This is a genomic window from Chitinophaga sp. Cy-1792 (assembly GCF_011752935.1).
Taxonomy (GTDB): domain Bacteria; phylum Bacteroidota; class Bacteroidia; order Chitinophagales; family Chitinophagaceae; genus Chitinophaga.
The window spans coordinates 1,989,827-2,004,619 of sequence record NZ_VWWO01000002.1; the positions used below are offsets into that span (position 1 = coordinate 1,989,827).

At 46.9% G+C, this 14,793-nt stretch carries 11 protein-coding genes; 2 read left to right on the forward strand and 9 right to left on the reverse strand.

All coding sequences use genetic code 11. From position 1 onward, the window contains the following. Positions 1-227: 227 nt before the first annotated feature. The 5 genes from F3J22_RS22305 to F3J22_RS22325 form a co-directional block, all read right to left on the reverse strand. A complete protein-coding gene (locus F3J22_RS22305; RefSeq protein WP_167020144.1) occupies positions 228-1,319 on the reverse strand; it encodes an efflux RND transporter periplasmic adaptor subunit in 1,092 nt (363 codons plus the stop codon). Continuing rightward, positions 1,306-4,545 (reverse strand): efflux RND transporter permease subunit, encoded by a 3,240-nt coding sequence (locus F3J22_RS22310; RefSeq protein WP_167020145.1) that lies wholly within the window; start codon positions 4,543-4,545, stop codon positions 1,306-1,308. The genes F3J22_RS22305 and F3J22_RS22310 overlap by 14 nt, the downstream gene beginning before the upstream one ends. A 39-nt stretch (positions 4,546-4,584) precedes the next feature. Further along, complete coding sequence (locus F3J22_RS22315; protein WP_167020146.1) at positions 4,585-6,003, reverse strand: TolC family protein; 1,419 nt, start codon at positions 6,001-6,003, stop codon at positions 4,585-4,587. A 46-nt stretch (positions 6,004-6,049) separates the two neighbouring features. Then, complete coding sequence (locus F3J22_RS22320) at positions 6,050-6,412, reverse strand: hypothetical protein (protein WP_167020147.1); 363 nt, start codon at positions 6,410-6,412, stop codon at positions 6,050-6,052. 95 nt (positions 6,413-6,507) lie between these two features. After that, complete coding sequence (locus F3J22_RS22325; protein ID WP_167020148.1) at positions 6,508-7,314, reverse strand: hypothetical protein; 807 nt, start codon at positions 7,312-7,314, stop codon at positions 6,508-6,510. A 69-nt stretch (positions 7,315-7,383) separates the two neighbouring features. Here F3J22_RS22325 and F3J22_RS22330 point away from each other — a divergent pair, with 69 nt between their 5' ends. After that, positions 7,384-8,334, forward strand: coding sequence for an aldo/keto reductase (locus F3J22_RS22330; protein WP_167020149.1), 951 nt, complete (start codon positions 7,384-7,386; stop codon positions 8,332-8,334). Between the two features lie 76 nt (positions 8,335-8,410). On the opposite strand, the gene F3J22_RS22335 is transcribed toward F3J22_RS22330, so the two are convergent. The 3 genes from F3J22_RS22335 to F3J22_RS22345 form a co-directional block, all read right to left on the reverse strand. Beyond that, positions 8,411-9,439: an outer membrane beta-barrel protein gene (locus tag F3J22_RS22335; RefSeq protein WP_167020150.1), complete on the reverse strand. Its 1,029-nt coding sequence runs from the start codon at positions 9,437-9,439 to the stop codon at positions 8,411-8,413. A gap of 159 nt (positions 9,440-9,598) precedes the next feature. Beyond that, entirely contained in the window at positions 9,599-10,780 is a 1,182-nt protein-coding gene (locus F3J22_RS22340; RefSeq protein WP_167020151.1) for a polymerase, read from the reverse strand. A 60-nt stretch (positions 10,781-10,840) separates the two neighbouring features. After that, on the reverse strand, positions 10,841-12,067 hold the full coding sequence (locus F3J22_RS22345) for a TCR/Tet family MFS transporter (RefSeq protein WP_167020152.1): 1,227 nt from the start codon (positions 12,065-12,067) through the stop codon (positions 10,841-10,843). A 205-nt stretch (positions 12,068-12,272) separates the two neighbouring features. On the opposite strand from F3J22_RS22345, the gene F3J22_RS22350 reads away from it, so the two are divergent. Next, positions 12,273-14,273, forward strand: a complete 2,001-nt coding sequence (locus tag F3J22_RS22350; protein ID WP_167020153.1) for a tetratricopeptide repeat-containing sensor histidine kinase — start codon at positions 12,273-12,275, stop codon at positions 14,271-14,273. A gap of 6 nt (positions 14,274-14,279) precedes the next feature. Here the strand turns inward: F3J22_RS22350 and F3J22_RS22355 are convergent, their stop codons facing one another. Then, positions 14,280-14,741 (reverse strand): Lrp/AsnC family transcriptional regulator, encoded by a 462-nt coding sequence (locus F3J22_RS22355; protein ID WP_167020154.1) that lies wholly within the window; start codon positions 14,739-14,741, stop codon positions 14,280-14,282. Positions 14,742-14,793 lie beyond the last annotated feature (52 nt).

Below are 14,793 nucleotides of genomic sequence, written 5' to 3' on the forward strand. Positions count from 1 at the left end.
TATTCCTGACATTTATTGTACACAATAAAAATGGATCGTCATCTTAGTATGACATCTATAACTCTTTTTTCGATTAACAACAGGTAAAATCCGTTATTGATTACTAGGTGGATGTTATCGTTCCATTTTTTCAACTGGAACTAATAAAATCAATATAGACGGAACAGTTAGCAGAAAAGCCGCCCCGATTCTTCGGGGCGGCCGGTTTTTATATATTATCCATACAATTATTCTATTGCTGTACCTTCCTTAATGTCATCCGTCGCATTGGTGATTATACGGTCTCCCGCTATCAGGCTACCAAACACTTCTGTCGAATCATTGTGATGATTTCCCTCCTGAATATCTATCCATTTGGTACGATGATCCTTTACTGCAATGACATATTTCCTTTCGGTAGACATCACCACCGCAGAAGCCGGCACCACCATGGCCTGCGCCGATCCGCTTACAGGGATACTTACCTCTGCATACATACCTGATTTCAGCATATGCTTCGGATTCTCCACATCTATTTCCACTGCCTCAGACCTGTATTTATCGCTGAGTGTTCCTGCCTGTCTGCTGATTATACCCGTAAAGGAACTGCCAGGTAAAGCATTGATATTAAAGTTCACTTTTGCGCCATCCGCCAGTTGTGCACTAAGAATTTCCGGCACCTGCAAAACCAGCCTTAACTTATCTTCCTGTTCCAGCATCAGCATTGGCTTGTCGTCTACTTTGGTGGTAGGTCCTACCAGTGCGCCAGGATGGATATTACGTTCTGTGATAACGCCATCAAATGGCGCGGTTACGGTCAGGTAACTCTTCATCACCCCTACTGCGGCCAGGTTGGAGCGCTCACTGTTCATCAGCGCACTATCAGCTATCATTTTGGCTTTCGACAGTTCCAGGTCATGAGCGGCAATCGTTCCCGGTGTTTCGCTGGTGGCCAGCATACGCTCGTAATTATCCTTGCTGGCGGCAAACAATGCAGCTGCCTGCAGGTATTTCGACTGTGCCGCCAGGTATTGCTGCATGATCTCCGGCGCCTCGAGTTCCAGCAGCAGCTGGCCCTTGTGCACTTTACTTCCTCTATCCACCGTAATTGTTTTTACAAAACCATTCACACGGGGAAATATGCTCACCTTTTCAAATGCCTGTAATACCCCCGGGAGCTGCATACTGGAGGTCAACGGTTCTTTTACTACCGTGGCCATGTTATATTTAGCGGGATGATTAACAGGTGTTTTTTTCTGTTCTGTACCGTGGCAGGCGGCAAATCCTGCGGCCAGCACCACTAATGCCAGGTAATGTTTATTTGATTTATACGTTTGCATGATGGTTGGTTAATTGTTGATGAAGGGTAGTTATTTTTTCAGATGGCATTAGCGAAGGTGACTGATAACCTTGTTTGCGCATAGCACGGGAGTATACCAGTGGCAACACCAGCAGGGCTGCCATCGTGGAGGCTACCAGGCCACCTATTACGGCGCGTCCCAGCGGCGCCGTCTGGTCACCGGCCTCTCCCAGCCCGGAGGCCATTGGGATCATACCGGCTATCATTGCCAGACTGGTCATCAGGATCGGACGAAGCCTCACCCCGGCACTCGTGATTCCTGCCCTGAATGAATCCTTATAATCTATACGTAACTTCTCTGCATTCGTAACAATAAGAATCGCGTTTGCAACCGATACACCCGTTGACATAATCATACCCATATACGATTGCAGGTTGAGTGTTGCGCCGGTAATTAACAGTGCAATCAATGCACCCGCAATTACTGCCGGCACGGTAGACAATACCACAAAGGAAAGCCGGAACGACTGATAGTTCGCTGCCAGCAACAGAAAGATGACTACTACTGCAATGGCCAGTCCATTCTGTAAGCTGTCCAGTGTTTCTACCAGCAGACTAGACGCACCTTTTACTTCCGTTACCAGTCCTTTGGGCGGCGTTCCTGCATCATGTACTGCTTTCTTAACGGCTTCTGTTGCGGTAGCCAGGTCTACACCGCTAATGTTTGCACTAACGGTAACGAACCTACGAGGCCCTGCACGGTCATATTCTCCCGGCATCTCCCCTGTATTGAAAGTGGCTACATCTCCCAGCACCGGCCTGAGCTGCCCTTTTACAAGCGGTATCTCCTTCAGGTCATTAATAGCGGTCATATCATACTCCGGCACCTGTACCTGAACCTGGTAGGTATAAGCGACTTTTTCATCGAGCCATTGGTTTTTTTCGGAGAAACGGCTGGAAGATGTTGAAGCTGTAACTGAGCGGGCCACCTGACTGATATCGAGTCCCATCTGTGCCAGCTTGAAGCGGTCTATAGTGATATTGATAACCGGAAAATGCAAGGGTTGCGCAATTTGCACATCGCGCAAATAAGGAATCTGTTGCATGTTGGCCACCACCTTATCTGCAAAACCGGAAATCTCTTTCATATCTTTTCCGGCCACACGGATTTCTATCGGATTGGAAGCACCCTGACTCATGATCTTTTCTGTCAGATCGATCGGCTCAAAAGATAATTTCATTTCCGGGAAAGCTGCATTCAGCTTGTTACGCAGCGAATCCTTAAACGCATCCATATTCACCTTGTAATCCTCGTCGAGGTTTACCTGCAATACAGCCTCATGCGTCCCACTATTGAAAATGTAGAGGTTACTGGCGCCATAGCTGCTCGGAATAAGCCCGACGTAAGCAGAACTGATGGCCACATGGCCTTCTGCCGTACTATCTATCATATCCAGCACCTGGTGCACACGCGCCTCCGTTCTTTCCAGCCTGGTTCCATCCGGTTCCCGGAGACGAAGCTGAAACTGCCCCCCATTGACATGTGGCATCAGGTCTTTACCAATGAACAAATAACAGCCAGCGGCTACCAATAATGAACCAATGACATATACTGTTACAATCAGCTTAGATTTAGGCGCTGCCTTCTCCAGCAGGTTGATAAACGCCATTTTGAATTTTTCAAATCCTTTTAGTTTAGCGCCTGCTTTTTCTTCGTGCACCATATGGTTGTTGATCTCTTCCACTTCGTCCTCATCCAGCGCAAGGCCTGCATGTGCATGCTGGAACTTTTCGGCTTTCAGCCACCAGTTTGCAATTACCGGTACCAGCGTCTGAGCGGCGAAGTAAGAGGCGATCATGGCAAAACCGATGCTGAGTGCCAGCGGCAGGAACATGGCTTTAGGCACACCCGTCATAATAAAGGAAGGCGCGAATACTGCCAGGATACAAAGCAATATCAGCAACAGCGGGAAGGAAATCTCCTCACAGGCATCATAAATAGCCCTGCGTTTTGATTTTCCCATTTCCAGGTGCTGGTGTATATTTTCTATCGTTACCGTGGCCTGGTCCACCAGGATACCAATGGCCAGTGCGAGACCACTCAGGGTCATAATATTGACTGTCTGTCCACTGAGATGCAGGAACATTACTGCCGTAAGTACTGCTATCGGAATGGTCACCACCACCACGAGGCAACTTCTCAGGTCACCCAGAAACAACAGCACCATCAAACCTGTCAGCAACGCACCGAGTATACCTTCTGTCATCAGGCTTTTCACCGCATTGATTACAAATACGGACTGGTCAAATTCGTAACTGAGTTTGACATCGTCCGGGAGCAGACTTTGCATTTCCGGCATTTTGCTTTTCAGCGTTTTTACCACATCCCAGGTAGAAGCATCTGCCGTTTTTACCACCGGAATATATACAGAGCGTTTGCCGTTTACCAGCGCATAATCGACGGTAACGTCGGAACCGTCTACTACTCTTGCCACATCTTTAATAAAGATATTCGAGTTTCCGTTGCTGGAGATAGGTATATCACCGAATGCGGACACTTTATCCTCGAGTGAGTTTACCGTAGTCACGAACATGGTATTGTTGATACGGATATTCCCGGAGGGTGTCATAACGTTATTCTTTGCAATGGCTTCCACCACCTGATCCGGCGAGAGGTTGAAGCTGCGCAGCTTTTCAGGATCTACGTTCACAAGAATAGACCTGGAGTTGGCGCCGAAAGGCGGAGGTGCCGAGAGGCCGGGCACGGTAGCAAACATAGGCCTGATACGTGTAGCAGCCAGGTCAGCGATCTCCTTCAGCGATTTAGTAGGACTACTGAGTACCAGTTCCCCAACCGGCAGGGAGGATGCATCAAAGCGTACCACCTGTGGCGGCAGGGCTCCCGGTGGGAAGAATTTCAATGCTCTGCTCACCTGCAAGGCCACCTGCGCGGAAGCTTCGGCCATATCGGTATTTTCATAGAAGGTGAGTTTCAGCAGCGTAAGCCCCTGGATATTTTTACTTGTAATGTTTTTGATACCGTTGATATACAAAAACTGGTCTTGCAATCCAGTGGCAAAAAAGCCTTCCATCTGTTTGGGCGACATACCGCCATAAGGCTCTATCACGTAGATGGTAGGCAGGTTGAGTTTAGGAAATATATCTATCGGAATCTTAAATATGGACAACACTGAAAACAGCAATACACCGATGGTGATTACGACTACCGCGATGGGCTTTTTCAGTGCAGAGGATACTAACGACATGTTCTTCTGTTTTTAGATCTGCAAAAAAATCAATGATACCTAGTTCAGCTCAGGTAATAACTGTTGAATACTATTACCTGCGTAAGCAGCTCTGAACAAGGCTTTCCAGGCAATATCCCTGGCTTGCACCAGGTCTGTTTCTGCTCTGTTGAGCAGGAACAGTGCGTTAGTTACTTCAATGATGTTTGTTAATCCGGCTTTATACAAGGCTGTTTTTTGCGTAGCCGCTGCCCTTGCAGCATTGAGTTGCGCGGGAATTTCCTCTAGGCGTTGTTCTGAAATGGCCATATCGGATTGTGCCTGGTCGAGCGATTGCTGCAGTCTTGTACGGGCCGTTTCCATTTCCTGTTCGGCGGCTTGGGCTTTGTATTGCTGTACAGCTACACGTTCGCGGGTATGTTTTATATCGGTCAGATTATAGGTGATACCCAGGCCTACGAGATAGTTGGACCTGCTGTAGCCTAATCCGCTCCAGAGATTTTTATTAAAGTAATCATTGTATTCACCGCTGGAACCGCGCATCCAGCCTGCTGCCATCAGACTTACCTTTGGCAGGTTGCTTTTCCTTGTTACCTGTGCATTGGCCAGCTGATTGAGGTATTGTGCATTATAGTATTGCAGCAACGGATGACTACCCAGACTATCTGCCATCTGTTGTTTTTCCGGCAGGTATTCATTGAGTAGTGCCAGCAGCCTGGTTTCATTGATGGTATCAGGAATGATGCCGGTGGTATCCATTCCTGTGAAGCTGGCTATTTCGATGCGTACGCGGTTATACTGACTGTTTACATCAATCAGGTTCAGTCGTGCGCGGGAGAGTTCAGCAGCCGCAACCGCACTATCTACCCCAGGTTTCAGACCATGTTTAACGATGGCATTTACTGCCCGCTGGATTTCGGCTGTTCTGTTGATATTATCCTGCTGGATTTTGCGCAGCTGTTCCAGTCGTAGCAGTTCAAGATAATCCTGAATGATGGCTGCGGTGAGCTGGTTGGCTTCATTGGCCATATCTGCGGAGTTGACACGCAGGGCAGACTTTGCTGCATCTTTCTGGGTGCGGTAGGCGCCGAAGTTATAGATCTCCCATTGCATTTCTGCCATGGCGATATTACCGCTCATGGCCTGGCTGGTATTCTCTTCACGTATACCTCCTGAGGTGGATGGGATCATTCCCAGGGTGAAATACGAGCCATATATACTGTTGTCGGTACCCAGGTCCAGTTGCTCATGGAGTTTCAGGTTTGGGTACCAGTTATGTTTGACGTCTGTCAGGCTTGCCTGTCCGGCCTGTACTGTTGCTGCTTTTGCTTTTAGCGTGGGATAATGTGCCAGTGTCCGGTCTATAGCTTTATGCAGCGAAAATGAATCCGCCGGCTGTTGAGCGAAGAGTTTACCAGTGGTTGCTGCAAGGCATAGCAATGCCACACAGTAAATCTTCACGTTCATAAATATCTTCATAAATCGTGATAAAAACTGAGAAATAAGAATGCTGAATTTTGGAGGATCAGGCTACAGGCGGGCCTCTCCAGCTTCTTAGCGGAGGATGGATACTGAGGTAACGGTTATGGAGATAACCCCTGCTGGGTTGCTCTACATAAATAAATCTGTCTTTGAGATGGATAACGGAAACAACGCAGGCGTGATTGATGTAGTCGTTTAGTCCGACCGGGCGACGTTTATGTCGTTCCTGTGTTGTTTTGACCTGGTATTGATCGGGGTCAGCAAGTAGGAAACGTTGTTGTAATTTTGTGGTAGTAGTATATCGCGCTGCATGTGGATACAGCGTTACCTTACCACTTTCCCTCGTTGCGGGTAATAAAAAAGTGGTAAGGATAAATAATAATACTAGCCTGGCAACAACCTTCACTGTTTGGTTAATTTCGTCCTACTAATTTATTGATAATTAACGGGAGACTGATAACCGTTTATAATATTTAAGGTAATTTTAATCGAATATTTCAATTAGTACAGTGTTACCAGACACAGTGCAGACATATGTTTGATGGCATCGGAGAAACGCTGGTCGGCGATGGACAGACAGGTAAATGCCTGGTATTCGTCGAGGGAGGTACCTACTGCAACGATCTTCAGTTCGGCTTCTTCCAGTTGCATATTTACATAATCGAGCGCAGCCTGTGCAAAATCTTCTGCTGCAACGATTTCTTCATAATCTTCTTCAGATGGTACATCTAAAACAATTCCTGCCAGCTGAATTGGTTCCAGTTCATTGAGCGAATAGATACCGGTATCCGTGAGATCCGACCATTCGAACTCAGCCAGGTTACCATTATTCTGCAATGCTACTGCCAGCTCGTCCCAGATAACAGCAGGATCTGGTTTTACAAAATCCGGCAATTCATCGATGGCTAATATTGCCTGATCTTCCTCAAAAATATCATAGAACAACTGTGAGAGTGCCTGACGTGCATTTCCACTGCCCTGCAACTTTTCCTTTGCACGGATGCTTTTAAGCAACTCATTCCAGCGGCGCTGCAATTCTGTTACGTCTATGTCGGTCATAGGGTCGGCCACCAGCGGACTGTCTTCTACGACAGGATTCTCCAGTGCGAATTTATTGACCTCCAGGTCGGCACCTTCAAAGAAAACCTGGTAGGTGGCGCAATTCACGAAGGCAGTGCCTATTATAACCTTGTCGGGAAAGATCTCATGGGTAACATTTTCTCTGGCATCCAGTACGGAATTACCATTTAACTTTCCATAAGTGGATGTAAGCCAGTCAAAATCTTGCTTTAATATATCTACAGGCATGTTTTCGCTTTATGATGCAACAAAAGTAGTTAAATTAGAGGTTAGCAGGATTAACTCAATCACTTTTATATGAAAAAACGTAAACTCGGACAATCGGAACTGGAAGTGGCGCCATTGGCTTTTGGCGGTAACGTATTTGGATGGTCAGCAGATGAAAAGACTTCTTTCGCGCTGCTGGATGAATTTATAGCGCAGGGTTTTAATTTAGTGGACACCGCTGATGTATACTCGCGCTGGGTGCCGGGCAACAGCGGTGGTGAGTCGGAAACCATCATTGGTAAATGGATGAAGGCACGCGGCAATCGTGAAAAGGTAGTTGTTGCCACTAAGGTGGGTGCCGACTTTGGGGAAGGCATCAATGTGAGCAAAAAATATATACTGAAACATGTTGAAGATTCGCTGAAGCGTCTGCAAACGGATTTTATTGATCTCTACCAGACGCATTATGATAATGAAGGTACACCTGTGGAAGAAACACTGGAAGCATATGCGCAGCTGGTAAAGGAAGGAAAGGTACGAGCCATCGGCGCTTCCAATATGACGGCAGCAAGGCTGCTGGCGAGTTTAAGGGCTAGTGAGTCGCACGGCTATCCGAGATATGAAACGTTTCAGCCCGAATACAATTTGTATGACAGGGAAAAATATGAACAACAATATGCAGACATCTGCGTTAAAGCAGATATTGCTGTGATTAATTATTATTCTCTTGCCAGCGGTTTCCTGAGTGGAAAGTACAGAAATGAGGGGGATGTAAGCAAGAGCAGTGCCCGCGGTAAGAAAGCCCTGTCCTACCTGAATACGCGTGGCCTGAAGATACTCGATGCGCTGGATACAGTATCAAAAAAACATGCAACTACACCATCCGCTATATCACTTGCCTGGCTGTTGACAAGGCCTGCTATTGCAGCGCCGATTGCCAGTGCCACCAATATTGAACAGCTGCACGAACTGACCAGTGGTGTCCAGTTGCAGTTAGATAAAGAAGATATTGATTTGCTGAACAGAGCGAGTGCGTATTAAGATCTTATGCTCATCACAAAATGAATGCCGCTCAGCAGATTTGCTGGCGGCATTCTTCATTTATACGGTTGTTAAATCAGAGTCTGAATTTGATACCTGCGTTGGCGCCAAGGCCACCAATATTAATATATGATTTCAGGTCATTGGCAGGTGCGTTGTCATTTTTGTAATGCACCACTGTACCTGTTTGTCCAATCGGTGTATTGGAGTTCTGGTCCAGCGTAGTGACGTAGTCTGTATTCCTTTCCGCATTGCTGAGGTCGCCCAGGCCTCGGGTGCTGATCTGGGTGATAACAGCGCCCGTGCTTCCGTTAACAGCGGTATTGACTTCGCTGTATTTGGTAACTTCTTTGGACTTGCTTTTTACAGGAACGTTTCTGTATTCAGCTTCCACGAAGATATCGAAGCGTGGGGAAATGTTGAAGGATACACCGAGGGCGCCCTGCATACCGATGGTGATACTTGGTTTAACTTCTTCCTTACGATGGATTTCCGTCTGGATAAGGGTACCTGGAGGCAATGGTGCACCTGCAGGCGGGTTGGACAGCTGGAAGGCATCTGTTTCGATATACAGTCTGCCCCAGAGCGGCAACACCAAACCAAAGCGAACGTAGGGATTTATTTTTTCAAGCCCCGGGCTGAAAACAAAGCTGGGAGCAAAGTCGATGGCATTTACATAGCCATGCGAAGTAATACTTCCCAATACTTTATTGGTACTAACCACGGTGGTCAGGTTATTGGTCATGAGGTTTTTGGCGCTGTGGAAATAATTGAATGTTGCTTCCACGGCGATGTATTTGTTGATATTGTAACCAACGGAAAGTCCGCCGCGAACGCCCTGACCATAAGAACCTGTCAACACTTTCCTGCTGAGGGTATCCAGTGGATTTGCATTCGCCGGGTTATACTGCGTATGCAGGTCCTGTGGAGGATATGGGCCAACATTGGGAAACTGACCGGGGGTAATACTAAAGAAATAACCTCCTGCTGCTTTGAGATAAAATTTGGAATGGGGAGGTGTGGTAGATTTTGAGTCCTGCGCCTGTACGGCACTTGTAACAGCCAATGACAAAGCCAGGGCTGATAACAGGATAGGTCGTTTCATAAACAGTGGTTTTGGTGAATCGTAACTTACTGTTGCTTGATAAACAGCATACTGGAAGTTAAGGAAATGTTAGCACATAACAATCAAAGAAGTGCAACCACTGAAACATTTTATTTCAGCAATTGCACTTCCTGCACCAAAACGAGTGGCTTAATATTTTTAGAAAGCTTCTGCCAGCGACAGATACAATCCTTTCTGACGGGCTTCTCCCGGACGTTTCTCTCCTACGCCATAGTCTATACGAACAGTGAGCCTGGAATTTTCATCGTAGAAATATCGGATACCGCCGCCATAGTTAGGCTTGAAGCCATCGAAGTGAAAATCCCTATTTGCAAACACAGTGCCTGTACCGGCGAAGGCGGCCAGTGCGAACTTAGGATGCAGATCAACAAACCATACCTTGATTCTGACTTTTGGATCTATCAGGTAACGGTATTCGGTTTGGAATGCTAAATAATTCTGGTTCCTGTAGCGACCGGAATAATACCCGCGCATCAGGTTATCATTTCCCATTTCGGGTAAGAGATAGAATGGCAGCTGACTTCCCTGCAGGGAGTTGAAAAATGCATTGAAGCCCAGCGTACTCTTGCGGGACAATGAAACGAACTGTTTGCCCTGTGCTTCTATTTTCCACAGTTGCTCTGAGCTGAGGAAGGAAGGCGCAAAAGCCGTATTCAATCGTAGCCAGGTTCCTTTACGGGTATAGTTCTGATTGTCGCGGGTATCATAAATACCAGTCAGACCTACGAAGGTAACATGCCCTCCGGTTTTGCCCACCAGCGGCATGGTATTATAAATTCCCTTTCCGTCATCGCTGCTGTAAGTATCGTTCTGGAACGACATGGTAGCCCCAACATAGAAGTGCGAACCGACCTTCCTTTCTGCCTCTCCCTGGAAGCGGAAACGCACATTGTTCAGCAGTGATTTATCTGCTGCATGCGTCGTATCACCGATACCATAGAAGTACAAGGGGAAATTCTGGTAGCGCATACTACCTCTGAAATGCCAGATATTATCGCGTGTCCAGATGTCGGCTTTCAGGTCTACCTTGTACTGATTTTTGGTGGTGACACCCGGTATCAGGTTGATGGTAGAGTTACGCGTGGCCGCGCTTGGATTCTTTCTATCTGTATAAAAAGAATATAACATCGCCGCTCCTATTTCCAATCCTTTCTCCTGGGAATAGGTCAGTACCGGCAACGGGAAAAAACTACGTTTATGCAATACCGTATCAGACTGACCGAACAGTGATGCCTGCTGATTCTTTACCGTATCCTGCTGTGCACTGGCGCTGGTCCCAACTATTGTAAGCAATGCCACTGCAATGAGTTTTCTTAGCATAGTTTGCAAATGTAATTGAATTTAGATATTCAACTCATTATCAATGTCTTTTTAATTGTTTTACAATCTTGCAGGCGTATGATTCTTTTTAAAAGAGATAGCGGCCAGTATAATACTCGGCACCAGCAAAACAGCACCGGCAATAAATGGTGCGCCTGGAAAATAGATCGGTGCGGAAGGTTTGGTAAACCAGGTGAAGATACTGTTCATCATCAGCGGGCCGACGATCATGGTCAGGCTCACGAGCCCTGTCATAGCACCCTGCAGCTCACCCTGTGCATTTGGAGGTACGGCACTGCTCATGATACCCTGGAGGCTAGGGCCGCATATTCCACCCAGGCAATACGGTACCAGATATACGAACATTTCCCAGCCATTTGCGGCGAAGCCAAATAGTCCTAATCCGATAGTATACAGGATCAACCCAAGGATTACAGATTTCTTCTGTCCCAAACGCGGAATAACCACACGGATAAGACCTCCCTGCACCAGTGCGACCAGGAAACCCACAAACATCAGGGAGTTCCCCACCATTTTAACAGTCCAGTTAAATTTCAGCATGGTAAAGAAAGACCAGGTGGACTGTACAGCATAGTTAGCCAGGTAAATCAGCACCAGCGAAAAAATCAGTCCGGAAATTACCGGGTATTTTTTCAGCTGCTTGAGCGCACCAAATGGGTTTGCTCTCTTCAGCTCAAATGGACGCCTGTTTTCAGGTGCAAGGGATTCCGGTAAGATAAAGAAGCCATAAAGGAAATTCAGCAGGGTTAATCCGGCAGCAGCTATAAATGGACCTTTGGGCCCAAAGGAGCTGAATTGTGCTCCCAGTCCCGGGCCTATAATAAACCCTAACCCGAAGGCCACGCCAATCATACCAAAATTCTGTGCGCGTTTTTCCGGAGTACTGATATCAGCAATATAGGCCGCGCCGGTACTCATACTTGCGCCTGTGATGCCGGCAATGATACGGCCAACGAACAGTAACCCAATATTAGGCGCCCAGGCCAGGAACAGGTAATCCAGGCAAAATGCAGCCAGGCAGGACAGCAAAACAGGACGTCTGCCGTAGGCATCGCTGAGGCCACCGATCACCGGGGCCATAAAAAACTGTGTAATGGCGTAGGCAAAAGTTAACCAGCCGGAATACCAGGAGGCGCCGCTAAGGCCTTCGCCAGTGAGCGACTCGATAAGTTTAGGCATTACCGGTATAATGATACCAAAACCGATAACATCGATCAGGAGGGTAACAAAGATGAAGCCCAGTGCAGCTGATTTCTTGACAGCCATGTTAGCGAAAATTTTCTTGTTAGTACAAATGGAGTTGAAGATCAATAATTCAGGGCGCAAAATTACCCAAAATGGGATACAATTATAGATCAATTTTTGAATCATCATGCATTATGATTATTTTTATCATAATTATGTGGAGACGCCCCAAAACCGTTCCACCGAATGCCAACATTAATTACGTCATATGCTGCCCGCCAATCCTTTGAAAAAATGTTTACTGATTCCGCTGTGGCTGATACTGCTGTCACCTGCCAGCGAGGCACAATCAGCGCAGCCAGACAGCTTTGAAATGGAGCTGCTTCACCACTCAGCGAAGGATACGGAACGCGTAGATATTCTCAATAAAGCCTCCCGGGCCTTTTTTACCAAAGATGCACAGATAGCGGAAAAATACGCCAATGAGGCATTGGGCCTCAGCGCACAGCTCCATTATATGAACGGGCGCATCTGGGCACAGCGTAACCTGGCCCTCGTCGAAAATACCCGGGGCCACCTCGACAAACAGATGCAGCTGACCCTCAGCTCCCTGAAGCTCGCAGAAAGCATCAATGACCTGCATACCCTGAGCATCCTGTATAACGACATGGGGAACATCTTCACAGAACAAAACAGCCCCAGAGACGCCCTACCCTATCTTCTCCGGTCGCTCGCAATAAAAAAGAGCCTCCACGAAATTTCAGAAATCAGCAAGACACTTAATAATATAGGATCAGCCTACCTGGCTCTGCATGTACTGGATTCTTCCCTGCTATTCCTCCATGAAGCAGAGGCGATGAAGCTGGCGCAGAATGATCGCAGGGGACTGGCCTATACCTACGAAAACCTGGGGCTGGTGGCCATGTTGCAATACCGCCTGGAAGACGCGTTGCATTATCACCAGCTGTCCAACGAATGCTACCGAGAAGCCGACAACCAGCTGGGAATGGTTAAATCCAGTCTGAACCTCGCCGAGGTACAAACCTTCATGGGTGATCTCATCAATGCAGAAAAGAACCTGCAGCAGGCCCATGCCGGCAATGTGGTGCTGAAGAACGTGAAAAATGAGATGATCTATTATAAGATCAGGTATGAGCTGGATAGTACCCGCAATGATTACCGGTCGGCGCTCAATAACTATAAAGCCTATACGGAGCGCAATATGGAATTTTTCAACCTGGAGAAATCCAGGCAGATATCCCGCAGCCAGGAAAAGTACGAAGCAGAGAAAAAGCAAAAGGAGAACATCTTACTAAAAAAAGAACAACAGATACACCTCGCCACCATACAGCAACAGCGCATGCTGGTGTTTTCTGCTACCCTGCTGTTTATCATTCTGCTGGTCATTACGTTTATGCTGTACCGTATGTTTAAAAAGCAAAAGCTGCTTACCCGTGAACTCAACAGCAAAAACCAGGAAGTGTCTCTTCAAAACCATATTATCCTTGAGCAGAATACAACATTGGAAAGTCTGAACCAGGTAAAGGATAAAATCTTCTCTGTGATTTCCCATGACCTGCGTTCTCCGCTGGCGATCCTGGAAGGCCTGCTGTTTCTGCTGCGCGATGAAAGGATCACGCAGGAGCAGTTTAAGTTTTATTCAGATGAGTTATGGAGAGATGTAAAAAATACCTCCTACATGATGGATAATATGCTGCAATGGGCCAGCAACCAGATGAAAGGCATTGGTGTCAGGGCAGATGATTTTGATATATTGCTCCTGCTTAACCAGGAATTTGAACTGCTGCAGACACTGGCCAAACAGAAAGATGTTTCCTTACAGCATGAACTATCGGGATCGTTGATGGTATATGCCGACCCTGAAATGATCAGGATGGTATTGCGTAACCTGATCAGCAATGCGATCAAGTTTACCCCCGGCGGCGGTAAGATATCTGTGAGCGCCAGAATAGACCGGACTTTCGCTGAGGTCATCGTTCGTGATAATGGTACCGGCATACCGTTAGAAAACCAGCACCGTATCTTCTCCAATATTTACTACAGCACATCCGGCACGCAAAACGAAAAGGGCTGCGGGCTAGGGCTTCATCTCTCCAAAGATTTTGTAGAACGCAACCATGGCCGGATATGGTTTCATAGTACACCAGGAAACGGTAGCAGCTTCTCTTTCACCGTACCTCTCTCCGATGAAGCCGACACTAACTCCCGCGGCTATACGGTTGTTATCCAGGACCAGGGGAGCAATGGAATGAGCATTGTAAAATAAGCTGACCTACAACGAAAACGCAGTACTGTTTTTAATTTCCGTCATTACGAAGGAGCTATGCACGTTCGCAATATTTTCTATGGCAGCCAGTTTAGTGGTTATAAACTGCTGATAGCTCTTCATATCGTCTACCACAATTTTTAATAAGTAGTCATAGTTGCCCGCTACGTGATAGCATTCCATTACTTCTTCGTGGCGGTGAATAGCCGCTTCAAACTTACGGAGCAAAGGCAGGGAATGCAGTTGAAGGGAAACGTTGCAATACGCCACCATTGTCTTTCCCAGCTTCTCACCATCCAGCAGGGCTACATTCTTTTTTATGATTCCCAGCTTCTCGATTTTCTTCAGCCGCTCATAGGTGGGCGTAACAGAAAGGCCGATCTTATGGGCTATTTCTTTGGTATTTAACCGGGCATCTTCCTGTAATACCTGTAATATCCGGCGGTCTGTTTTATCCAGTATGTCCATAAAATATAGATTTTGAGGTAGTCAGATTTATCTGCGGGAGATAAAAAACAAA

Excerpts from the sequence above, each read along its gene's own strand:
- F3J22_RS22305 (WP_167020144.1), bottom strand. The coding sequence starts at position 1,319 with ATGCAAACGTATAAATCAAATAAACATTACCTGGCATTAGTGGTGCTG.
- F3J22_RS22310 (WP_167020145.1), bottom strand. The coding sequence starts at position 4,545 with ATGTCGTTAGTATCCTCTGCACTGAAAAAGCCCATCGCGGTAGTCGTA.
- F3J22_RS22315 (WP_167020146.1), bottom strand. The coding sequence starts at position 6,003 with ATGAAGATATTTATGAACGTGAAGATTTACTGTGTGGCATTGCTATGC.
- F3J22_RS22325 (WP_167020148.1), bottom strand. The coding sequence starts at position 7,314 with ATGCCTGTAGATATATTAAAGCAAGATTTTGACTGGCTTACATCCACT.
- F3J22_RS22330 (WP_167020149.1), top strand. The coding sequence starts at position 7,384 with ATGAAAAAACGTAAACTCGGACAATCGGAACTGGAAGTGGCGCCATTG.
- F3J22_RS22335 (WP_167020150.1), bottom strand. The coding sequence starts at position 9,439 with ATGAAACGACCTATCCTGTTATCAGCCCTGGCTTTGTCATTGGCTGTT.
- F3J22_RS22340 (WP_167020151.1), bottom strand. The coding sequence starts at position 10,780 with ATGCTAAGAAAACTCATTGCAGTGGCATTGCTTACAATAGTTGGGACC.
- F3J22_RS22345 (WP_167020152.1), bottom strand. The coding sequence starts at position 12,067 with ATGGCTGTCAAGAAATCAGCTGCACTGGGCTTCATCTTTGTTACCCTC.
- F3J22_RS22355 (WP_167020154.1), bottom strand. The coding sequence starts at position 14,741 with ATGGACATACTGGATAAAACAGACCGCCGGATATTACAGGTATTACAG.